The 22,829-nt window shown below is 61.5% G+C and carries 19 protein-coding genes and 1 pseudogene; 10 read left to right on the top strand and 10 right to left on the bottom strand.

Annotated elements, in window-relative coordinates:
• Positions 1 to 99 precede the first annotated feature (99 nt).
• The gene (locus HX823_RS25875; protein WP_177077346.1) at positions 100 to 876 is read right to left on the bottom strand and encodes an ABC transporter substrate-binding protein; all 777 of its coding nucleotides are present in this window, start codon (positions 874 to 876) and stop codon (positions 100 to 102) included.
• A 276-nt stretch (positions 877 to 1,152) separates the two neighbouring features.
• Here HX823_RS25875 and HX823_RS25870 point away from each other — a divergent pair, with 276 nt between their 5' ends.
• The 5 genes from HX823_RS25870 to HX823_RS25850 all read left to right on the top strand — a co-directional run bounded on the left by HX823_RS25870 (position 1,153) and on the right by HX823_RS25850 (position 7,891).
• A complete protein-coding gene (locus tag HX823_RS25870; protein ID WP_177077344.1) occupies positions 1,153 to 2,853 on the top strand; it encodes an AMP-binding protein in 1,701 nt (566 codons plus the stop codon).
• A 375-nt stretch (positions 2,854 to 3,228) separates the two neighbouring features.
• Positions 3,229 to 3,525 carry a DUF6124 family protein gene (locus tag HX823_RS25865; protein WP_016978361.1) on the top strand — a complete coding sequence of 99 codons (297 nt, stop codon included), beginning with the start codon at positions 3,229 to 3,231 and terminating at the stop codon, positions 3,523 to 3,525.
• Between the two features lie 331 nt (positions 3,526 to 3,856).
• Positions 3,857 to 4,312, top strand: coding sequence for a (2Fe-2S)-binding protein (locus tag HX823_RS25860; RefSeq protein ID WP_038851431.1), 456 nt, complete (start codon positions 3,857 to 3,859; stop codon positions 4,310 to 4,312).
• Positions 4,312 to 6,531 (top strand): molybdopterin cofactor-binding domain-containing protein, encoded by a 2,220-nt coding sequence (locus HX823_RS25855; protein WP_177077342.1) that lies wholly within the window; start codon positions 4,312 to 4,314, stop codon positions 6,529 to 6,531. The genes HX823_RS25860 and HX823_RS25855 overlap by 1 nt, the downstream gene beginning before the upstream one ends.
• Positions 6,532 to 6,547: 16 nt before the next feature.
• On the top strand, positions 6,548 to 7,891 hold the full coding sequence (locus HX823_RS25850; RefSeq protein ID WP_177077340.1) for a cytochrome c: 1,344 nt from the start codon (positions 6,548 to 6,550) through the stop codon (positions 7,889 to 7,891).
• Positions 7,892 to 7,893: 2 nt separating this feature from the next.
• Here the strand turns inward: HX823_RS25850 and HX823_RS25845 are convergent, their stop codons facing one another.
• Complete coding sequence (locus tag HX823_RS25845; protein ID WP_038851427.1) at positions 7,894 to 8,970, bottom strand: GlxA family transcriptional regulator; 1,077 nt, start codon at positions 8,968 to 8,970, stop codon at positions 7,894 to 7,896.
• Complete coding sequence (gene gabP, locus HX823_RS25840; protein ID WP_177077338.1) at positions 8,967 to 10,376, bottom strand: GABA permease; 1,410 nt, start codon at positions 10,374 to 10,376, stop codon at positions 8,967 to 8,969. The genes HX823_RS25845 and gabP overlap by 4 nt, the downstream gene beginning before the upstream one ends.
• 351 nt (positions 10,377 to 10,727) lie before the next feature.
• Between gabP and HX823_RS25835 the strand changes: the two are divergent.
• Positions 10,728 to 11,009 (top strand): annotated as a pseudogene (locus HX823_RS25835) (BrnT family toxin).
• Positions 11,010 to 11,012: 3 nt separating this feature from the next.
• Positions 11,013 to 11,381 carry a BrnA antitoxin family protein gene (locus HX823_RS25830; RefSeq protein ID WP_177077336.1) on the top strand — a complete coding sequence of 123 codons (369 nt, stop codon included), beginning with the start codon at positions 11,013 to 11,015 and terminating at the stop codon, positions 11,379 to 11,381.
• Positions 11,382 to 11,541: 160 nt separating this feature from the next.
• Here the strand turns inward: HX823_RS25830 and HX823_RS25825 are convergent, their stop codons facing one another.
• Together HX823_RS25825 and HX823_RS25820 are read right to left on the bottom strand one after the other, a co-directional pair.
• A complete protein-coding gene (locus tag HX823_RS25825; RefSeq protein ID WP_038851422.1) occupies positions 11,542 to 12,279 on the bottom strand; it encodes a creatininase family protein in 738 nt (245 codons plus the stop codon).
• 19 nt (positions 12,280 to 12,298) lie between these two features.
• Positions 12,299 to 13,615, bottom strand: coding sequence for an MFS transporter (locus tag HX823_RS25820; protein ID WP_177077334.1), 1,317 nt, complete (start codon positions 13,613 to 13,615; stop codon positions 12,299 to 12,301).
• A 136-nt stretch (positions 13,616 to 13,751) separates the two neighbouring features.
• On the opposite strand from HX823_RS25820, the gene HX823_RS25815 reads away from it, so the two are divergent.
• Entirely contained in the window at positions 13,752 to 14,669 is a 918-nt protein-coding gene (locus HX823_RS25815) for a LysR family transcriptional regulator (protein WP_038851420.1), read from the top strand.
• Positions 14,670 to 14,675: 6 nt separating this feature from the next.
• Here HX823_RS25815 and HX823_RS25810 read toward each other — a convergent pair whose 3' ends face one another.
• A complete protein-coding gene (locus HX823_RS25810) occupies positions 14,676 to 15,575 on the bottom strand; it encodes a glycine betaine ABC transporter substrate-binding protein (protein WP_177077332.1) in 900 nt (299 codons plus the stop codon).
• A 157-nt stretch (positions 15,576 to 15,732) separates the two neighbouring features.
• Between HX823_RS25810 and HX823_RS25805 the strand changes: the two genes are divergently transcribed.
• Positions 15,733 to 17,769: an NADH:flavin oxidoreductase gene (locus tag HX823_RS25805; RefSeq protein WP_177077330.1), complete on the top strand. Its 2,037-nt coding sequence runs from the start codon at positions 15,733 to 15,735 to the stop codon at positions 17,767 to 17,769.
• Here HX823_RS25805 and HX823_RS25800 read toward each other — a convergent pair.
• A complete protein-coding gene (locus tag HX823_RS25800) occupies positions 17,766 to 18,437 on the bottom strand; it encodes a TetR/AcrR family transcriptional regulator (protein ID WP_177077328.1) in 672 nt (223 codons plus the stop codon). The two genes, HX823_RS25805 and HX823_RS25800, sit on opposite strands and share 4 nt — an antisense overlap.
• A 140-nt stretch (positions 18,438 to 18,577) precedes the next feature.
• On the opposite strand from HX823_RS25800, the gene HX823_RS25795 reads away from it, so the two are divergent.
• A complete protein-coding gene (locus tag HX823_RS25795) occupies positions 18,578 to 19,354 on the top strand; it encodes a hypothetical protein (RefSeq protein ID WP_177077326.1) in 777 nt (258 codons plus the stop codon).
• Between the two features lie 60 nt (positions 19,355 to 19,414).
• Here HX823_RS25795 and HX823_RS25790 read toward each other — a convergent pair whose 3' ends face one another.
• The 3 genes from HX823_RS25790 to HX823_RS25780 all read right to left on the bottom strand — a co-directional run bounded on the left by HX823_RS25790 (position 19,415) and on the right by HX823_RS25780 (position 22,812).
• Positions 19,415 to 20,299 (bottom strand): DMT family transporter, encoded by an 885-nt coding sequence (locus HX823_RS25790; RefSeq protein ID WP_038851414.1) that lies wholly within the window; start codon positions 20,297 to 20,299, stop codon positions 19,415 to 19,417.
• A 114-nt stretch (positions 20,300 to 20,413) separates the two neighbouring features.
• Positions 20,414 to 21,910, bottom strand: a complete 1,497-nt coding sequence (locus tag HX823_RS25785; protein ID WP_177077324.1) for an aldehyde dehydrogenase — start codon at positions 21,908 to 21,910, stop codon at positions 20,414 to 20,416.
• Positions 21,910 to 22,812: a dihydrodipicolinate synthase family protein gene (locus HX823_RS25780; protein WP_177077321.1), complete on the bottom strand. Its 903-nt coding sequence runs from the start codon at positions 22,810 to 22,812 to the stop codon at positions 21,910 to 21,912. The genes HX823_RS25785 and HX823_RS25780 overlap by 1 nt, the downstream gene beginning before the upstream one ends.
• Positions 22,813 to 22,829: the final 17 nt, after the last annotated feature.

Here is a 22,829-nt window from a genome sequence, read left to right as displayed (position 1 = left end):
GCGTTGGACTGCGTAGCAGGCCCATTTTAGGGTCGCTTCGCAACCCAACGCGGGGCAAGCCCGCTCGCCACAAGGGTTCGAATATGTTGTGCGACAGCGCTAGTCGCCGTAGATGTCGGACTTGAAGTACTGCTGCGAAATCTTCTGATACTCACCACTGGCACGAATGCCATCGATGGCCGCATTCAACTCGCCCACCAACGCCGTATTGCCCTTGCGCACCGCAATCCCGGCGCCCTCACCCACGTATTTCGGGTCCTTGAGTTCCGGGCCGACAAACGCATAGCCCTTGCCGCGGGGCATCTGCAGGAAGTCGTTCAGGGGAATAGTGTCGGCAAAGATCGCATCCAGGCGGCCGGCCGCCAGGTCCATGTAGATCTCTTCGTTGTTGCTGTAGCGCTTGACGTTGATGCCCTTGGGTTCGAACACCTCGGTGGCATACCGGTCGGTGGTGGTGGCGCGCTGCACGCCGATGGTCTTGCCCTTGAGGCTGGCGTATTGGTCATCCACCACGGCGCCTTCCTTCATCACCAAACGCGATGAGGTGAAGTAGTACTTGTGGGTGAAATCCACCGACTTCTTGCGGTCTTCGTTGATGGTCATGGATGACAGGGCCATGTCGATTTTCTTCACTTTGAGGGAAGGAATCAGACCGTCGAACTCACCTTCGACCCACACACACTTGACCTTCATCTGCGCGCACAGTGCATTGCCGATGTCGTAGTCGAAGCCGACGATCTTGCCTTCCTGCGTCTTGGACGCGAACGGTGGGTAAGCAGCCTCGATGCCAATGCGCAGGGTTTTCTCGGCGGCCACCAAGTGGCTGGACGCAAGCAGGCCAAAGGCCAGGGCGGTAATGAGGGCGCGTTTCTTCATGAGGATGTTCTCGCAAGTTGTTGTTGGTTTTGGCAAGCCTGAAGAAAGAGAGGGAAGCGGTGATTTTGTACTTATAATTCCATATTGGACTTTTACGTCTTGATCGTCAATCACGCTGCATGACGGTGCAACACCCATGACTTTTTTGCACAACGCACCGGTGTTTTTGAGCGTTCTGCTCTGATTTCTGCGTGCCTATACTCGGTCCAGCCTCTCGATCCAACCTCTCGGTTCAGCCGAGGGAACGTCCCACAACAATAATTAAGGACAGCCACCATGACCCAGCCCTTCCTGGCCGCTCGGGATTTTCTGCTCGCTCACCGCACCGACTACGCCACCGCCGTACGGGATTTCCGCTGGCCGCAACTGGGCGAATTCAACTGGGCCCTGGACTATTTCGACGCGATGGCCGAGGGCAATGCGGCGGATGCGCTGTGGATCGTCGAGGAAGACGGTAGCGAGCAACGCTACAGCTTCCAGCAACTGGCGACGCGCTCCAACCAGGTGGCCAATCACCTGCGCGCCCTCGGCGTGCGCCGGGGTGATCGTGTGTTGTTGATGCTCGGCAATGACGTGGCGTTGTGGGACACCATGCTCGCCGCGTTCAAGCTCGGCGCCGTGGTTATCCCCGCCACAGCGTTGCTGAACCCCGATGACCTGCGTGATCGCATTGAGCGCGGGCAGGTACGTCACCTCGTGGTGGGTGAAGCGCACGTGCACAAGTTTGTCGGGCTGGCAGACGGTTGCAGCCGCGTCTGTGTGGGGTCCGCGCCTGCCGGCTGGGTCGCGCACAATGCAGCCTTTGAACACACTGAGCAGTTCGAGGCCGAAGGCCGCACCCTGGCCACCGACCCGATGTTGCTGTACTTCACCTCCGGCACCACGTCCAAGCCGAAAATGGTGCTGCACAGCCACCAGAGCTACCCCGTCGGGCACCTGTCGACCATGTACTGGATCGGCCTGCAACCGGGCGACCTGCACCTGAATATCTCGTCACCGGGCTGGGCCAAACATGCCTGGAGTTGCCTGTTCGCCCCGTGGAATGCCGGCGCGTGCATTTTTATCCATAACGTCGCGCGGTTCAGCGCGCCGGCCCTGCTCAGTGCCTTGGAACGCTACGGCGTGACCAGCCTGTGCGCGCCGCCCACGGTATGGCGCATGCTGATCCAGGAGGACCTCGCCAGCTACAAATCACGCTTGAGCCTGCGCGAATTGGTCGGCGCCGGTGAACCGTTGAACCCGGAAATCATCGAACAGATCCAGCATGCCTGGGGCCTGCCGTTGCGTGATGGCTTCGGCCAATCGGAAACCACTGCGCTGGTGGGCAACACGCCCGGCCAGTTGCTCAAGCCTGGTTCCATGGGTCGCCCGTTGCCGGGTTATCAGGTTGCGCTGCTCGACCCGGACGGCATTCCCGGCAACGAAGGCGAAGTCGCCCTGCCCCTCGACGTACGTCCGCTCGGCCTGATGCTCTGCTATGAAGACAGCCCGGAGAAAACCGCCGAGGTCATGCGTGACGGCTACTACCGCACCGGCGACACCGCGCAGATCGACGCCGACGGCTACATCACCTTCGTCGGTCGCGCCGACGATGTGTTCAAGGCCTCCGACTACCGCATCAGCCCATTCGAACTGGAAAGCGCGTTGATCGAACACCCGGCAGTCATGGAAGTGGCCGTAGTACCGAGCCCCGACCCGTTGCGCCTGGCGGTGCCCAAGGCATTCCTGATCCTGGCCCACGACGAACCGGGCAGCCATGAACTGGCCCGGCATATCCTCGCCTTCGCCCGCGAAAACCTCGCCCCCTACAAACGGGTGCGGCGTATCGAATTCGTCACCGAACTGCCCAAGACCATCTCCGGAAAAATCCGCCGCGTGGAGCTGCGGCAGATGGAGGTGGTTCGACGCCAAAGCGACACGCGGGGTGAACAGGAGTATTTCGAAGAGGATTTTGTATTGAATACGCCCACGGCGTAACCACCCCCCCCCCACCCTTGGATCTCCTTACATCTAGGTGCTTCGGAGTGTGACTGGCGTTTTGTCATGGTTTGTAAAGGGCCAGCAAGGCGCATCGCTTTTAATTGCAGGACGTTTCCTAGACAATCCCTGCCGCCTTGTGCCTGCTGGAATCGGTGGCTAGTCTGCAGCCCGTCACTGCCTATTCAGTGATCGGGTTTAGTCGCCCGGAATGACACAAGGCGCACGGTCACATGTAGTTTTATGGTGGCTGTGCGCAGGGCACCTTCGGGTGCGCCGGATTTCCTTGTGGCCGGTCGACTAACCTGCGTACAGCCGCCACCCATCGTTTAGTCGCGACAGGTGTTGGCTCCTATTTACACGAGGAACTACAACATGAATAAAGTCCTACCCGATCCCCCCATCGACCCCGCAAAAGACCGCGCCGCCTTCAACCGCGCCATCGACCATTACCTGCCTACCCAAGGTTTCCACTCGGTCAACGAAGACCTCAGCTTCGAAGACGCACTGCTCTACACCGCCAGCTTGCTCGACAGCGCATCGGCCACCGCACTCGATTGTGGTGAGCAATTGGCAAGCCCCGAACGGGCGAAGATCCTGGCGGTGTGGCATTTGCTGGAAATCGCCAAGACCACGGTGGACCGCTCTATCGAATGCCTGAAACACAACTAAAACAGATGGGAGCGGGCCAGCCCTAATGCCAGTCAGTTAAAGGCGAACACTGTACCTGTGGCGAGGGAGCTTGCTCCCGTTGGGTCGCGAAGCGGCCCCAAAAATGGGACTGCTGCGCAGTCCAACAGGAGCAAGCTCCGCTTGATGTAAAACCGCCGTATAGCCTTGTCTACAGCGCTTTCACCCGATCCTGTTGAATCCTTGCCCGATCCTCCGATTTGTCGACCACCGGGTATCTGCGCCCTTGCACTCTGGTCTAGAGTTCGACAATAAGCGGCCACTGCGTTCATCACTAAAAAGGCCGCACCTACCGTTGATCAGCAGGTGAGCCATGGAATTACGAATCAACCAAAAGGCCTATCAGGTCGATGCCGACGCAGACACGCCCTTGTTGTGGGTGATCCGCGATGACCTGGGCCTGACCGGCACCAAGTACGGTTGCGGCCTGGCCCAGTGCGGCGCCTGTTCGGTGCTGGTGGACGGCAATGTGGTGCGCTCCTGCGTCACGCCGGTGGCCGCCTTGGTCGGGCGTGAGATCACCACCATCGAGGCGATTGAAAACGATGAAGTGGGCAAGCGCGTAGTCGCGACCTGGGTCGAACATCAGGTGGCGCAATGCGGCTATTGCCAGTCCGGGCAGGTGATGGCGGCCACTGCGCTGCTCAAGCACACCCCCGCGCCGAGCAAGGCGCAGATCGACGCGGCGATGATCAACCTGTGCCGCTGCGGCACCTATAACGCCATCCATGCGGCGGTCGACGCCCTGGCCAAGCAGGAGGGCGCTTGATGAGTATCCTCGACGAACTGCTTGATGCACCGGTCAACCTGTCGCGTCGCCGTTTTCTGGCGAGTACGGCGGTGGGCGCACTGGTGATTGGTTTTGGCCTGCCCCTGGGCTCGGGCCGGGTGCAAGCCGCCACCACCGTTGAACGTGGCACCCAGGTGCCGGCGTTCCTGGAGATTCGCCCGGACGGTACGGTGCGCCTGCTCAGCCCGTTCATGGAAGGCGGACAAGGCACCCACACCGCCATGGCGCAGATCGTCGGCGAAGAACTGGATGCCGACCCCGCCACCTTTATCGTCGAAGCCGCCCCGCCCGGCGAAGCCTATGTGGTGATGGAAAACGGCCTGCGCATCACCGGCGGCAGCATGTCGGTGCGCATGAGCTACCCGACCATGCGCCGCCTTGGTGCCCTGGCCCGCGCGATGTTGCTGCAAGCTGGCGCTAAACAATTGGGCGTGCCGGTTGGCGAACTGACCACCCAGCCCGGCCGCGTGGTGCATGCGGCGTCCGGTCGCTCGCTGGGTTATGGCGAGCTGGCCAGTAGCGCCCTCGACATGCCTGTGCCCGATCCATCCAGCATCACCCTGCGCGACCCGAGCCAATTCCGCTGGATCGGCAAGCCGGTCAAGCGCCTGGACGCCTACGACAAATCCACCGGCAAGGCGCTCTACAGCATCGACCTGAAAGTCGACGACATGCTTCACGCCGCCGTCCAGCACGCGCCACGCCTGGGCATGACCGTCGGCAGCCTGCGCAACCAGGCCCAAGTCGAAGGCATGAAAGGCGTGCATTCGGTGCACGTGCTGCCCGGCGCCGTGGCGGTGGTGGCTGAACGTTGGTGGCACGCCAAGCGTGCGGTAGAAGCCATCCAGGTCGACTGGCAGGAAGCCGCCGCCGACTCGGCACTGCGCGTCATGCCGGCGGACTTCTCCAGCGACAAGCACTTCGAGTTCCTCGCTGCCCAGCAAGGCCCGGCCCGCGACGACGAGAACGAAGGTGACATCGCCGCCGCGCTGAAAGGCGGCAAGACCCAGCTCGAGGCGACGTATCACAACCAATATCTCAACCACGGCCAATTGGAGCCGCCGTCAGCCCTGGCGCGCTTCAACCCGGATGGCACCTTGGACATCTGGCTGCCCAACCAGGCGCCGGACATGTTCCGCGCCGACATCGCCAAGCGCACCGGCCTCGACTCTGCGCAAATCAACCTGCACTCGCCGTTGCTCGGTGGCTTCTTCGGCCGACACTTCCTGTATGACTCGGCCAACCCCTACCCGCAGGCCATTGCATTGGCCAAGGCGGTGGGCCGTCCGGTCAAGCTGATCTGGAGTCGCGAAGAAGAGTTCTTGCGCGATGTGCTGCGCCCCGTAGCGGTGGTCAAGTTCCGCGCCGCGCTGGATGACAAAGGCCTGCCGGTCGCCATCGAAGCCGTCAGTGCGACCGAAGGCCCGACCGAAGCCCTCGCCGGCAAACAGGGCGATAAGATCGACCCCACGGCGGTTGAAGGGTTGTCGGGCAAGTCCTACGCGATCCCCAACAAACGCATCGCGCAGATCTACGTCAAGGGCGCGCCCATGCTCGGTTACTGGCGCTCGGTGGGCAATTCGCTCAACGACTTTTTCTACGAGTCGTTCCTCGACGAACTGGCGGACAAGGGCGGGCAGGATCCCTATGAGCTGCGCCTGCACCTGCTGCGCGACAACCCACGGCTGACCACGTTGCTGAAAGCGGCGGGTGAACTGTCCGGTGGCTGGAAGCGCGGACCCTTCACGGCCGAGGACGGCACTCGACGCGCACGCGGAGTAGCCATGGCTTCGCCGTTCGGTTCCCACACGGCGGCGATCGCCGAAGTGTCCATCGAGAACGGCAAGGTCAGGGTGCACGATATCTGGCAAGCCATCGACCCCGGCAGCATCGTCAACCCGGCGATTGTCGAGGCCCAGGTCAACGGTGCGGTGGCGTTGGGCTTGTCACAGACCTTGCTGGAAGAAGCGGTGTACGTGGACGGCAAGCCCCGGGCGCGCAACTACGACTTGTACCCGATCCTGGCGCCCGCGCAGATGGCACGGGTGCATGTACGGATAGTCGAGAGTGGCGAAAAAATGGGCGGTATCGGCGAGCCGCCGTTGCCTGCCGTGGCTCCGGCCGTGGCCAATGCGGTGGCGCAGTTGACCGGCCAGCGCGTGCGCAGCCTGCCTTTGAGCCGACACACTTTCAGCTGACCTTCAGGAAACGCCCATGAACAACCGTCGATTCGCAAGAACCGCAGGCTGGCTGGCGCTGCCCTGCCTGGTCGCCGCAGGCCTGCTGGCCTGGTACGTCACCCGTGAACCGGCTACGCCGTTCGAACAGGAACAGGCGAAAGCCACCTTCGATCCCGCCCTGGTCAGCCGTGGCGAGTATGTCGCCCGCCTCAGCGATTGCGTGGCCTGCCATAGCCTGGCGGGCAAGGCGCCGTTTGCCGGGGGCCTGGAAATGGCCACGCCGTTGGGGGCGATCCACGCCACCAACATCACACCGGACAAGCAGACCGGCATCGGCACTTACAGCCTGGCCGATTTTGACCGTGCAGTGCGCCATGGCGTAACACCCGGCGGTCGTCGGCTGTACCCGGCCATGCCCTACCCGTCCTACGTGAAACTCAGCGATGACGACATCAAAGCGCTGTACGCGTTTTTCATGCAGGGCATACAACCGGCCAACCAACCGAATATCCCCAGCGATATTCCCTGGCCACTGAATATGCGCTGGCCCATCGCCCTGTGGAACGGCGTGTTCGCGCCCACGGCGACTTACGCGGCCAAACCCAACCAGGACGCGCTGTGGAACCGTGGTGCGTACATCGTCCAAGGCCCCGGCCACTGCGGCAGTTGCCACACGCCGCGTGGCCTGGCCTTTAACGAAAAAGCCCTGGATGAATCCGGCGCGCCGTTCCTCGCTGGCGCCCTGCTCGACGGCTGGTATGCGCCGAGCCTGCGCCAGGACCCCAACACCGGCTTGGGCCGCTGGACCGAGCCGCAGATCGTGCAGTTCCTCAAGACCGGGCGCAACGCCCATGCGGTGGTCTATGGCTCGATGACCGAGGCTTTCAACAACTCCACGCAGTTCATGCAGGACGACGACCTGGCGGCCATCGCCCGCTACCTCAAGTCATTGCCTGGCGACCCGCAGCGTGACGGCGCACCCTGGCAGTATCAGGCGGTGGCGGCGGTACAAGACGCCCCCGGCGCCCACACCTACGCCACCCGCTGCGCCTCTTGCCATGGTCTCGACGGCAAGGGCCAGCCCGAGTGGATGCCGCCCCTGGCCGGCGCCACGTCGGCACTGGCGAAGGAAAGCGCCTCAGCGATCAACATCACCCTCAACGGCTCGCAACGCGTGGTCGCGGCCGGCGTGCCGGATGCCTACCGCATGCCGGCGTTTCGTGAGCAATTGTCCGACGCGCAAATCGCCGAGGTACTCAGCTACGTGCGCGGCACCTGGGGCAACAACGGTGGCGCGGTGGATGCCAAAGCGGTGGGCAAGTTGCGCAGGCACACTGACCCTGCGAGCAGCAGTCCGATCATCCTGCACATGCGCTGAGGTCAGGGCTTCAGGTTTTTCACGCTGGCAAACGTTGCCTCGCCCCGCGCCTGCTCCAACACGTTCATGGGCGCGGGCGTAGGCAACGCATGCATCACCGGCTTGAGCACGATGGAGCGCTCGCTGTCGGTGACGGAGCGCTCGTCGCTGGGCGGCACGCCGAAGTATTCACGGTAGCACTTGGAGAAATGCGGCGTGGACACAAAGCCGCAAAGCACAGCCAGCTCCACGATGGAAATGGGCGTCTGTTTGAGCAACTGCCGCGCCCGGATAAGCCGCAGCCGCAGGTAGTAGCGTGACGGCGAACAGTGCAGGTATTTCTGGAACATGCGCTCAAGCTGGCGACGCGACAACGCGACATACGCAGCCAACTCATCCAGGTTGATCGGTTCCTCCAGGTTGGCCTCCATCAACGCGACGATTTCCTGCAGCTTGGGCTGCTGGGTGCCGAGCATGTGCTTGAGCGGCACGCGCTGATGGTCCTGCTCGTTGCGGATGCGCTCGTACACAAACATGTCGGAGATGGCCGCCGACAGCTCATGCCCGTGATCACGGCCGATCAGGTGCAGCATCATGTCCAGCGGCGCCGTGCCGCCCGAGCTGGTGAGACGGTCGCGGTCGAGGGTAAACAGGCTGGAACTGACCGTCACCCGTGGAAATGCCTCCTGCATGGCCGCCAACCATTCCCAATGCACGCTGCATTCATAGCCATCCAGCAAACCCGCCCGCGCCAACACAAAGCTACCGGTACAGATACCGCCCAATCGCTTGGCGTAACGCGCCTGGCTGCGCAACCACTTGACCAGCTCACCGGTCACGGTGCCCTGGATGCCGATGCCGCCGCAGACAATCACAATGTCGGCGGACGGCACGCTGAGAATCGACCCGTCCGGCGTGATGGGCACGCCGTCACTGGCCCACACGGGGTTACCGTCCGGGCTCGCGGTGTGCCACTTGTAGAGTTCCTGGCCCGAGAGCTGGTTGGCCATGCGCAAGGGCTCGACCGCTGAGGCCAGTGACATCAAGGTGAACTGGTCCAGCAGCAGGAACACGATGCTGCTTACGGGGCGGCCACTCATGGCGGCGAGGCAGCAGCCACGGTTTTTTGCGTGCATTCGGGCTGCCGCGCGGTGAGCAAGCCGACCAGGGAAATCATCAGGGCCAGGCCGATGGTGGATGACACCTCAAAACGGTGTTCCGGCGTGACCAGCATTACCGTCAATGCAGCACAGATGAACGCGATGACCAGCCAGGTCAGCCAGGGAAACAGCCACATCTGGAAGGTCAGCGTGACGTTGCGCTGTCGCAGGATCTTGCGCATGCGCAACTGCGACACCGCAATCACCAAATACACCAGCAAAGCGATGGCGCCCGAACTGGCCAGCAGGAACTGGAACAGCCCGGCCGGCGCGAAGTAACTGAACAGGGTCACACCCGCGCCCAGGATGGTGCTGGCAATCACCGCGGCCCTCGGCACGCTGGCCGCCGAGGTCTTTTTCATCAACTTAGGGGCATCCCCACGCTTGCCCAGGGAAAACAGCATGCGCGAGGCAATGTAGATGGAGGAATTCATGCAACTGGCCACGGCGATCAACACCACAACATCAACCAGCAGCTTTGCGTGGGGAATGTTCATCAGTTCCAGGGCGCGCTGATAAGAGCCTACCGAAGCCAGCAACGGGTCATTCCACGGCACCACGGAAATCACCACGAAGATCGACAACAGATAGAACACACCAATGCGCCACATCACCGAGCGTGTGGCGCGGGCGATGTTCTGCGCCGGGTTGCTGGACTCGGCCGCCGCGATGGTGACCGCCTCAGTGCCGATAAAACTGAACATGATGGTGATAAAGGCGCCCACCACCGCCGACAGCCCGTTGGGCGCGAAACCGCCGTGTTCCTCCATCAACCGGTTCAACCCGCTCACCTCGCGCTCGGGCACCCAGCCCATCAGCACCGCGAAGCCCACGCCGATAAAACCGATGATCGCGATGACCTTGGCCATGGCGAACCAGAACTCGAACTCGCCGTACTTGGACACGCTGAACAGATTGGTGACCACCAACAAAAAGATCGACAACAAGGCAAACAGCCAAGCGTCGATCTGTGGGAACCATTGGTTGAGGATATGCCCGGCGGCCAAGGCCTCGATGGGGATCACCAGCACCCAGAACCACCAGTACAACCAACCGATGGTAAACCCGGCCCAGCGACCGATGGCCTGGTCGGCATAGGTGGAGAACGACCCGGTATCGGGATTGGCCACCGCCATCTCCCCGAGCATGCGCATCACCAGCACCACCAGCGTGCCGGAGAACAGATAAGCCAGCAGCACCGCCGGCCCCGCTGCCGCAATCGCATGCCCGGAACCGACAAACAACCCCGCCCCGATAATGCCCGCAATGGAAAGCATGGTCACATGACGCGGCTTGAAGCCTTGCGCCAACTGGCCGTTGGAATCGTTGGAATTGAGGCTATTCATTGTTTTTGTTGTTCTCGGTGATCGACGTCAAGGTGTACTGACTGAAGAGTCAGGCGATCATCATTTCTTAATGATGGGTCACCTTACGCGGCCTCACTTCAACGAAAATAGCCTGGGAGCGGCGGGGATTGGTCTGATATCGACATGGGATAGCATCTGTCCGATGAATAAGAATCCTCCTACTTAATAAGTCACCGGTTACGCACCGACATACCTGGGCGGCCTCAGCACAATCAAACCCTCATTGATAAGCAGGGATAAGGCGTATCCAGACTGGAATGCGCGGAAGTAAACCAGCCTCCTGACTGTCACTTTCTTCAATCGCTTTTATATACATATAAAGTATGCATAATGAGAGCATTCAGGATTCAATATGACGAGACGAAAAACACCGCAAATCAGCAGAAGCACAATGGCATTAGCCTTGCCGAGGCGGAACCGGTGTTCTACGACGAGGCAGCTCTGACAATCCAAGATTGTCGTCATGATGAAGAACGCTGAGTGATCGTTGGCTCGGACGCGAAGGGACGAGTGTTAGTCGTGGCTTACACCTACCGCGATCCAAATTTTGTGAGAATCATCAGTGCGCGACTCGCATCGAAAAATGAAAGGCGCCAGTACCTAGAGGCTTGAGACATGAAAGACGAATACGACTTCAGCTCCGGTAAACGCGGTGCAGTCGCCAGTAACAAGGGCAAGACCCGCATCACTATCATGCTGGACGACTCGGTGATCGAGGCGGCACGTGCACGCGCGGAAAATGCGGGTACAGGCTATCAGACTGTGATCAACAACCTGCTACGTCAGGCGCTGCTTTCCCAAGAAACACATAACCTGGCACCTCCGTCGGTGAAAAAAACCAAAACCCTGAACGTTATCAAAGATGGCATCAGCGTCTGCGAGGTCGAAGCGCTAGAACAACAGCTGATCGCACTCGCTGGCGAGCTGAATCGAATGCTGGGTTCGCCCAGACTCACCAGATCAAAGGCTAAACCCACTTTATGAAGGTATCCCTTTGTCTACACCCCCGCTAAACATGAACCCCCAGGCTACACCCGACGATGCGCGCACCAGTGCCGCAAGGACAGATCGAAAACCTTGACGATCATGACCCTGAGCGGGTGTACGTGAAATTCGACAACCCGCCCACCCGCTAACCTGTACGTCACTCGCGGCTGAACGCCTCAACCTCCAGGATCAACCCTCGCGCGGCCATCATTACCAGGTCGCGTCCCTTGTCGGGGCTGGCCTGTGCGGGATCGGACCCCATCCGCCCGTCCACATGGCGCGCGCGGAAATCGAAGGCTTCGCGGATCGGGCCCCAGGGCGCGATTTGAGGCGAGTACTCCGCGGTTTTTATCGCCTGCGGATAGGCCCACTGGGTCACCGCTATCTCGGACGGTGTGGCATGAATGCCGTGCCCGGTGGGGAACTGTTCCTTGGCCAGTTCGCCGACACCGTCAAGGTCCCACCAATTACATAACTTCAGTGCAAACCCCGCCGGGCGCCGGGCAAAACTTGCCTGCGCGTACAACTCGGAGAACGCCGCTTCAATCGAGGCGACGTTGCCGCCATGGCCATTGAGGAACAGGATCTTTTCAAAGCCGTGGGCGGCCAGCGAGTGCACCCAGTCGCCGATGGCGGCAATGAAGGTCGAGGGCCGCAGCGAGATGGTGCCGGGAAAGCCGATGTGGTGCTGAGCCATGCCGATGTTGAAGGTCGGCGCGATCAGGATATCGGCGCTTTTTTGCGCCTCGCACGCAATGATCTCGGGGCACATCCAATCGGTGCCCAGCAAACCGGTGGGACCGTGCTGCTCGTTGGAGCCGATCGGAATCACGATGGTGCGGCTGCGCTCAAGGAATTGGCCGATTTCGGCCCAGGTCGACAGGTATAACAGCATGATGGGTTCCTCGTAGGTTTCAATGATTGCGCACGTATTCGCCTGCCACGCCGGTACGTGTTCGCGGTTTGGTCGCGACAATCACGAAGGCTGCGCACAGGAACACGCAGCCCACCGCGACGAGCCCCGTGTCGAGGCTGCCGGTGGCGGTTTTGGCCCAGCCGATCATGGCCGGGCCCCAGAAACCACCGGACAGGCCGATGGTGTTGATCAAGGCGATGCCGCCGGCGGCCGCGTCGCCCTTGATGTGCTCGGAGGGCATCGCCCATAACACGGTGTAGGCCATGAACATCATGCTGATCGACAGGCTCAGCAGGGCCATCGACACCAACAGATTGCCGCCCGCCAAGGGATAGAGGATCAGCAAGACGGCGCCGGTGGCAGCAGGGATTGCGCAGTGCAGGCGTCGCTCGCCGAGGCGGTCCGAACGCCGCCCGATCCAGTACATGCCCAGCGCCGCGCCGACATAAGGCAACGCGGCGTACCAGCCCAACTGCTGGGTGTCGTTGACGCCCAGCGCCTTGATGACGGCCGGCAACCAGAAGCTCATGGCGTAGATCGAGAAGATGATGCAGAAGTAGGCCGACGCCAGGACGTAAACCTTGGGGTCGCGCAACACGGTACGAAACGAATGATTGCGCGCGCTCGCAGTGCCCAGCTCGGTTTCGAGCAATTGCTTTTCGGCGGCATTCAGCCACGGCGCATCGGCGGGCCGATCACACAGCACGCAGTACATGAGCACGCCGAGAAACACACAGGGCAGCCCCTCGATCAGGAACATCCATTGCCAGCCGGCCAGGCCGCCGACGCCGGCAAACGTGGTAATCAGCCACGCGGAGATGGGGCCACCGAGAATGCCGCCCATGGGCCCGGCGATAAACACGATGGCAATTGCCCGCGCCATGCGATTGGGGCCGTACCAGCGGGACAGGTAATAGATCATGCCCGGCGCAAAACCGGCCTCGAATACACCCAGCAAAAAACGCATCGCATAAAACGTCGGCACATCACGCACAAACAGCATGCAGGCGGAGGTGATGCCCCACAGCACCAGGATGCGGCTGAACGTTTTGCGCGCGCCGATGCGCGGCAGCATCAGGGTGCTGGGCAGTTCGAATAGCACATAGCCGATGAAGAAAATCCCGGCACCGGCACCGTAGGCGGCATCCGACAGCCCCAGGTCGTTTTGCATCTGCAGCTTGGCGAAGCCGACATTGATGCGGTCCAGGTAAGCGAAGACGTAGCCGATGAACAACAACGGCAACAGCCGCCAATTGAGCTTGTGGTAGAGGGCAGCAAGGGCCTTGTCGGTTGCGGGTGTCGGAGCGGTTGGCATACGGGTCTCCCGTTATTCTTGTGGGTGTTGCGGGCTTGCCAATCCATGGTGCGCCGGCCCATCATCACCAGCAAGAGCAACTAAGTTCGCGCAGTGTTGCCCTATAGGCAACGCAACTTTGACGGCGGTGACCCTTATGCGAGAGATCAATCAACAACGCCTGCGCTACTTTCATGAAGTGCTGACGCACGGTTCCATCCGCGGCGCGGCGGACAGCATCAACACCTCGCCCTCGGTGATTACCCGCCAGATCAAACTGCTGGAAGAAGAACTCGGCGCAAAACTATTCGAACGCCAGGCCCGTGGCGTGCAACCGACCGAAGCGGCGGCGCATTTGCTGGAATTCTGGCGCGGCTATCGTTCGCACCAGGAAAAACTCGAAGACCAGTTGCAGGCGATCAAGGGCTTGCAGCAAGGCCATGTGCGTGTGGTGATCAGTGAAGGCTATGTCGATGTGCTGGTGGATAACGTGCTCGCCCCCTTCTGCAAGCAGTACCCCAAGCTGGACGTCACGCTGGATATCCTGCCGGTGGTGGATGTGCTCCACGAAGTCGCCGAAAACCGTGCGCACATCGGCTTGGCCTACAACCCGCCGGCCCATCCGCACATCGACTTTCGCGCCGCATCGTTGCAGCCGGTGATGTTGCTGGTGCGCCCTGACCACCCGTTGGCTGCGCGCGGCGGCATGGCGAGCGTGCAGGACGTGCTCGAATGCCCATTGGTATTGACGCCGACCACCTTTGGCATAGGGCATGCCATCACCCTGCTCGAGTTCGCCGAGAAGATCCAGGTGCGCCCCACCCTGGTCAGCAACTCACTGGCAGCCCTCAAGCGTCTGGTTGCCAGTGGCGACTTTGCCTCGCTGGCCGGGGAGTTCGCGGCCTTGCGGGAAATTGAAAATGGCGAGTTGGCGTCGGTGCTGATTGATCACCCCCTGTTGCTGGGGGTGGAAGCCAAATTGCTGGTGAAGGCCGCCCGCCCCTTGGCGGCCCCCGCCCAGGAGCTGTTGGACTGGATGCTGGCGCGGTTGCCGATGTTCAGGCCGCAGGCGTAAGCAGGCTTACCGCGTGCTGGAAACCAGGGCCGGATTGAACATCCCCTCAAAACGCGCCTTGTTCGCCGCGTAATACGCCGCCACCGCCTTGTCCGCCGTGCTCTCGCGCGCCTGCATCATCAACGCTTCGAGGTCGGCCTGGGGGATGGAGAAATGCGCAAAGAAGTACGCCACTTCGGGATGCTCCTGGCTGAAGCCTTTGCGGGCCATGGCGTGGATCTGTTCGGCGCCGCCGAAAATCTGCTTGGGATCATCCAGGTAGCGCAGCGACCATTTGGAAAACATCCAATGCGGGCTCCAGGCGTTGACCAATGACCACTTGTCGCGCTTGAGGTTGCGGTCCAGCTCGTTGAGCATGCCGCTCTCCGATGACCCCACCAGTTTGTAGCCCGCCAGCCTGTAGTCCTCGATCGCCTTGACGGTGAGCTTGTACTGGCCGTTGCCGACTTCGGAGGTAAAGATCTTGCCGTCGAACTTTTCGCGGATCCCGGGTTTGTTCAGGTCTTCCACGCTGGCGACGTCTGCCACCGGCACCGAGGTGGGCACGGCCATGCCGATTCGTCCTTCATACAGCACGCCAAGGTCTTCGAGGCGGTCCTTGTACTTGTCGTAGAACGCCTTGTGGGTGCTGGGCAGCCAGACCATCGGGATCAGGTCGATGTTGCCGTTGGCCAGCGCCTGGAATTGGATGCCGATGTCGGCCATCACCAACTTGACCGGTTGCTTGAGATGCTCCTGCAAGGCCGTACTGGCGAGCTTGACGGTGATTTCCGTATCGGACCAGTTCACCCAACCAATGCGTACCGGGGGTTTTTCCTCGGCGTGGGTCACCGCCGCAGTGGCACACAGCGCAAGGCCGAGCAGGTAGGCACAGGCTTTTTTCCGATAGTGCACATGAGCATTCATCAGACGTCCTCCTAAGGGGTGAGGCCGATCTTAGCGGCGACTTCCGGGCACTGCAATAAAAAATGTACAGACATGTCGACCATTATTGACACCTATGTACATTTATCCTAATTTCAGATCGCCGAGCCTGATGATGCCCACTACGGAGCACAGAATAATGTCCAGCGATCCCCTGCTGCAGCCTTACAAAATCAAGCACCTGACCCTGCGCAACCGGATCATGACCACGGCCCATGAACCGGCCTACCCGGTGGACGGTATGCCGCAGGCGTTGTACCGCGCCTACCACGTCGAACGCGCCAAGGCCGGCGTGGCCTTGACCATGACCGCAGGCTCCGCCGCCGTGTCGCGGGACAGCCCGCCAGTGTTCAACAACGTGCTGGCGTACAAAGATGAAGTGGTCGGCTGGTTGAAGGACCTCACTGATGAGTGCCACGAACACGGCGCGGCAGTGATGATCCAGCTGACGCACCTGGGCCGGCGCACACGCTGGGACAAGGCTGATTGGCTGCCGGTGGTCTCGCCGTCGCACCGTCGCGAGGCGTCACACCGCTCCTTCCCGAAGAAGATGGAAGACTGGGATATCGAGCGGATCATCAAGGACTACGTCGACGCCGCCGAGCGCATGCAGGCCGCCGGCTTGGATGGCCTGGAGCTGCAAGCCTACGGCCATTTGATGGACCAGTTCTGGTCACCGCTGACCAACGAACTGGATGGCCCTTACGGCGGTTCCCTGGAAAACCGCATGCGCTTTACCTTCGACGTCCTGCGCGGCATTCGCCAGCGCGTCGGTGAGGACTTTCTGCTGGGCGTGCGCTACACCGGCGACGAAGCGCTGCCGGGCGGATTCAACGCCAGTGAGGGCCTGCAGGTTTCGCATATGCTCAAGGACAGCGGGCTAGTGGATTTCCTCAACGTGGTACGTGGGCATATCGATACCGACGCGGGGCTGACTGACGTGATTCCGATCCAGGGCATGCGCAACTCGCCGCACCTGGATTTTGCCGGCGAGATCCGCGCGTCCACCGGCTTCCCCACCTTCCACGCGGCGAAAATCCCGGACGTGGCCACCGCGCGCTACGCCATTGCGTCGGGCAAGGTGGACATGGTCGGCATGACCCGCGCCCATATGACCGACCCGCACATCGTGCGCAAGATCATCGAGCGGCGTGAAGAAGACATTCGCCCCTGCGTCGGCGCCAACTACTGCCTGGACCGCATCTACCAGGGCGGCGCCGCCTACTGCATCCACAACGCGGCGACCGGCCGTGAAACCAGCATGCCCCATGAGATTCCCAAGGCTGCGGTGAAGCGCAAAGTACTGATCATCGGCACGGGCCCGGCCGGGTTGGAAGCGGCACGCGTTGCCGGCGAGCGCGGGCATGATGTGACCGTACTGGAAGCGGCGGACCAGCCCGGCGGGCAAATCCGCCTGACCGCCCTGAGCGAGCGGCGCCGCGAGATGATCGGCATCATCGACTGGCGCATGGCCCAGTGCGAACGCCTTGGCGTGAAATTCCACTTCAACACCTGGGCCGAAACCGAGACGGTGCTGGCCCATGAGCCGGACGTGGTGATCGTCGCCACCGGCGGCATGCCGCACACCGACGTGCTGGCCGCGGGCAATGAGCTGGTGGTGTCGACCTGGGACATCATTTCCGGCGACGTCAAGCCGGGGCGTCATGTGTTGATCTTCGACGACGCCGGCGACCACGCCGCGCTGCAAGCCGCCGAGGTGATTGCGCAAAGTGGCGCCAGCGTCGAAATCGTCACCCCGGACCGCGCGTTCGCCCCGGAAGTCATGGCCATGAACCTGGTGCCCTACATGCGCAGCCTGCAGGACCTGGACGTGACCTTTACCGTGACCTATCGGGTCGAGACGGTGGAGAAACGCGACGGTCGACTGCTCGCCCGTTTTGGCAGTGACTACGGCGCGGTGCACAAGCAGCGGGTGGTCGACCAGGTGGTGGTCAACCATGGCACGATTCCCCTGGATGACCTGTACTTCGAGTTGCGTGCGCACTCCAGCAATGGCGGCGCGGTCGAGCAGCAGGACTTGATCGCAGGGAACGCGCAGAACATCGTGACCAACCCTGAAGGTCGCTTCCAACTGTTCAGGATCGGTGATGCAGTGGCCGCACGTAACACCCATGCGGCGATCTACGATGCGTTGCGGTTGGTCAAGGACCTTTAAAAACGCTCAAACACCCCCGGAGTGGTTTCGGCATAGCCAAACGCCCCATAGAAGCGGTCCAGTTCACGCCGCTTCAGGGCCTTGCCGGTGAACACGCTGACATACTGGGGAATACGCCGGAACCGCACCACGACCTCTTCGGTAGTGTTCATCGAGATATAGCCGATCTGCGTCAGGTAGATGGTCCGGGCACGCACATCAGCCGCCTCTTCATCGTAGCCAAAACGTCGGAACATCCCGGTCAGGGCATTGATGCGGGTGTCGTCAGCCTGCGCGATTTCTGCCGCGACTTCCGCCGATTGCATCGCCCAACTGCGTACGGCAAATTCGAATTGTGAGTCGAACAGCTCCGGGTTCAGCCAGCATTCGAAGACGTTGAGAATAGCCTCGGAAATACTCTCGGCATAGCGGTCGCACTGGTACACCAGGTTGCCGGTGTTCTTGTCGCGCCATCGGGTCAACAACGCAGCAAGCAGTTGCTCCCGATCTTCGAAAAACCAATAGAAACTGGTGCGTGACAAGCCAAGCTGCTTGGCCAGGGGCATCACGCGCACGGCGTCGATACCGGATTCTTTGAGGGCCGCGTAGGCGGCGTCCAGCCACACATCGACCGAGCCGCGCCAGCCTGTGTCCTGGTTCTTGCCTCGCGGTTTTGCGGGTTGCGACATCCTTGGGTCACCTTTGCCGGGGAATTGCCGGTCACTCTACACGCACCCATCCACGCGTGCAGTTCGTCGGCAAAATCGCATGAAGAAAAAATCCGGACTACTGTATTTATGTACAGTTAAATAACTTAAGGATGAGCATCATGAACGACAATTTGAAGCAGTCAGGTTCTACCACCACCTCCCAACCCACCACCACATTCGAGCAGGCCAAAACCGGCAGAGCCCTGGATTTCACCTGGTCGCCTGACGCCAACACGACCACCACCATCGTCTCGGCGGATTGTGTCGACTATCGCGTCAATACCGCCCAAGGCAGCCCGACCGGTGACAGCCACTCCATAGCACGACTGACCTATGCCCAAGGCAACGGCGGTGGCCAGGTCGGCACGCTGTTTCTCGAAGAGGTGCGTGCCGGCGTACGCGCCAACACCCAGATCGGACTAATGGTAGGCCGCAAATGGGCGCTGGATGCCGACGCAGCGGACACCGGCAGCATTGGCACCTACGTGGTGGAACAGTTCGATGACATGCGCGCCAGCGTCAACTATGTGGGGGCGTTCGCCCGCGTCTTTGCCGATCCCCGGATGGTCAGTTATCACGCCGGGGGCCATGTGCACACCAATATCTCGATCACCGGCAGCAGAGCCCTGAGCATGGCGGACTCCGGCAAGTCGATCCTGGTCATCAGCAATACGGACGTCACGCTGACAGTGGGAGACGATGTGACTGAAGGCTTCAGGGCCACGTTGATCCAGGCGGCAGCCGGCAAGATCAACATCGCCGCATCGAACACCCACACGCTTTACAGCAATGCGGGAAACCGCACACGCACGCTCAACCCACTGGATGAACTGGAGGTCAGCACCTTTCCAGGGGGCCCGGTGTTCCTGGCTTTTCGGGTCAGGCCTGCGGCTTGATGCAAACGCTCGGATCTGGTGTCACCGCTACCGGATGGGTGCCGGTGACTGCTACACCACTTAGCCAGGCTGCGCGGTGCCTTTAGGGGCGGCGCCCTCCCCCTGCGCCGACAACACAATCGCCAGCACGATCAACGCCGCGCCTGCCAACATCCGGTAGGACGGCGCTTCATGGAACAGCCACCAGGCGCAGGCAATCGCGTACACCGGCTCCAGGGAAATGATCATGCCTGCGCTGCGGGCGTTCAAACCCTTGAGGCTTTTGAAGAACAGCGCCTGGGACACCGCCGTGCAGAGCACGCCGAGAATGGCGAGGTTGAGCCAGTCGACAGGCTCCAGCGCCACCAGGTCGAACACTGCAACCGGCGCCATGAACAGCGCCACGGTAGCGTTCTGCCAGAACACCACTTGCACGCCATTTCGGCCATCGGTGGCGCGGCGGTTGGTCATGGCCAGCAAGGCGAACGACAGCCCCGAGGCAATCCCCCACAGCAGCCCGACCGTGCCTTGGTTGGCGATCTCGAACGAGGGTGTCACCAGTATCAGGCCGAGCGTGACCAACAGCAGCAACAGCGCTTCAGCCAGGCGCGGCCGGTCGCGGAACACCGCCATGTCGAGCAAGGTGATAAACGCCGGAAAGCTGGCAAAGCCCAAGGTGGCGACAGCGACGCCACCGACCTTGATCGCAATAAAAAACGTGATCCAGTGCGCGGCCAGCATCAGCCCTGAGACGGCATAGATGCCGAGTTTCCTGAGGTTCAGGCCGCGCAGCAGCGCGCGGTCCTGCAGGTGTGCGAACACCCCCAGGGCCAGCAAGGCAAAGGCTGCACGGCCAAAGGTGATCACACTGGCGCTGGCGTGGATCAGTGCGCCAAAAATACCGGTCAAGCCAAACAGAATTGCAGTGATATGGGCAGAAGTAAGGGCAGTACGATAGGCAGTCATGAAAAGGCTTCGAAAAAACGAGCTGGGCCGTGGACTTCTTATTGTTGACCCGGTGGAAAGGAAGGCGCCCCAATCGCCGCTTGCGTGGAGCTTTGTAGAGGGACGCCTGGTTTTTTAACCTTCGGACACGTCGATCCAGATGGTCTTGATCTCGGTGTACTGGTCGTGTGCCCAGATGGACTTGTCGCGCCCCCCGAAACCCGACTGCTTGTAGCCACCGAACGGGGTCGAGGCATCCCCTTCGCCGAAGCAGTTGACGGTGACGATACCGGCACGGATCTCGCGGGAGAGCTTGATCGCATTGCGCAGGTTATCGGTGTACACCGACGCCGCCAGGCCGTAGATGGTGTCGTTGGCCAGGGCAATGGCTTCTTCCAGGGTGTTGAACGTCGTGACGGTCAGCACAGGGCCGAAGATTTCTTCCTTGAACAGCACACTGTCGGCCCCCACGCCATCGACCACGGTCGGCTCCACGTAGATATCGCCTTGGGTATTGCCACCGTAGACCACGCGCAGGTTTTCGTTGCCGGCCTGCACCAGGTACGAGCTGACCTTATCGAAATGCGCACGGCTGACCATCGAGCCCAGGCGATTGTCCGGGTCGAGCGGGCTGCCCATCTTCCACGCTTGCAACTGCACGCCGATGCGCTTGAGCAGCTCGTCCTTGATATCGGCATGGACGATAAGGCGCGAAGACGCCGAGCAGTTCTCGCCCATGTTCCAGAACGAACCATTGACGATATGCCCCGCCACCACATCCAGGTCGGCCACGTCGTTCATCACCACGGCCGGGTTTTTGCCGCCCAGTTCCAACACGATGCGCTTGAGGTTCGACTCTGCCGCGTACTGCAGGAACAGGCGCCCGGTGTCGGTGGAACCGGTGAAGCTGACCATGGTGACGTCCATGTGGCGACCCAACGGTTCGCCCACTTCACGACCGCCGCCGGACACGACATTGAACACGCCCGCCGGAATCCCGGCCTGGGCGCCCAGCTCGGCCACGCGCAACGCGGTCAACGTGGTTTCCTTGGCCGGCTTGACCACGATCGAGCAACCCGCCGCGAGGGACGGCGCGATTTTCCAGGCCAGCATCAGCAGCGGGAAGTTCCACGGCAGCACCAGGCCGACCACGCCGATGGCTTCGCGTACCACCAGGGTCAAGGCGTCGGCGCCGACTGGGGCGGTGTTGTCGTAGATCTTGTCGATCAGCTCGGCATGCCAGCGGATCATGTGGATGGTTTCCGGCACGTCGGTCAGCTGGCACTCACGCACCGGCTTGCCGCTGTCCAGGCTTTCCAGCACGGACAGTTCGTGGGAGTGCTGTTCCAGCAGGTCGGCAAAACGCAGCAGGACTTTCTTGCGCGTGCCGGGGCTGAGCTTGTGCCAACGGCCGTCGTCAAACGCTTGCTTGGCCGAAGCCACGGCGTAGTCCACATCGTCGCTGTTGCACGCGGTGATTTCAACCAGCACTTCGCCGGTCGCCGGGTTGGTGGTGGTGAACGTCTTGCCCGAACCCGAGGTGTGGGCCGCGCCGTTGATGAAGGACGTGGTGGGAAACTGGATGTCCTGGGCGATGGCCGCGTATTCGGCGGCGCTGAGCAGGTGAGTCATCATGCACCTCCGACGATTTGCGCAACGTCGCGCTTGAGGTTGGTGATCACCGTTTGCAGCGCCTGGTTTTCGCTCTCGGTCAACGGCTGCAGCGGTGCGCGCACGCTGCCGGTACGCAGGCCATTGAAGGCGCAACCGGCCTTGATCGCCTGGACGAATTTACCGCCTTCGAGGAAGTCCATCAGCGGCATGAAGGCGCTCATGATCTTGCGACCCTTGTCGAAGTCTTTTTCGACCACGCAGGCTTCATACAGGGCGACGTGTTCACGCGGCACGAAGTTGGAACCGGCACACACCCAGCTGCGGGCGCCCCAGGCGAAGAACTCCAGGGCCTGGTCATCCCAGCCGCAGGACAACGCGATGTTCGGGTATTGAGTGGCCAGGCGGTGCACCTGGCCCATGTCGCCCGAGCTTTCCTTGATCGCCACGACGTTTTTCGAAGCGGACACGGCCTTGAAGTACTCATCGCCCATGCTCACGCTCATGCGGCCTGGGTAGTTGTAGAGCATGATCGGCAGGCCCGCAGCCTGGTCCACGGCCAGGGCGTGGATGGCGTTTTCCTGTTCGGTGGGCAGTGCGTAAGGCGGCGAACCGACCAGGATCGCGTCAGCCTTGATCGCACGGGCGGCCTTGGCGTATTCCACCGAATCTTCGGTGCGGATGGCGCCGGTGCCGACGATCAACGCGACGCGGTTGCCAATGACTTCCTTGGCGTGGGCAGCCAGGTCGATGCGCTCCTGAGAGGTGTGCGCGTAGTACTCGCCGGTGGAGCCGCCAATGATGACGCCGTGTACCTTAGATTCGATCAGGAATTCCAGCACGTCGGCGAACGCGGCGCTGTCGATCTGGCCGGTGGCGGTCAACGGGGTGATTGCCGGGGTGTAGATGCCTTCAAACTTCATGGGTGTTTCTCCAACAG

This window comes from Pseudomonas sp. P7759 (assembly GCF_013386445.1).
GTDB classification, from domain to species: Bacteria; Pseudomonadota; Gammaproteobacteria; order Pseudomonadales; family Pseudomonadaceae; genus Aquipseudomonas; species Aquipseudomonas azotoformans_A.
Note: the sequence above shows the minus strand (reverse complement) of the source record. Positions and strands in the feature narration are given on the sequence as shown.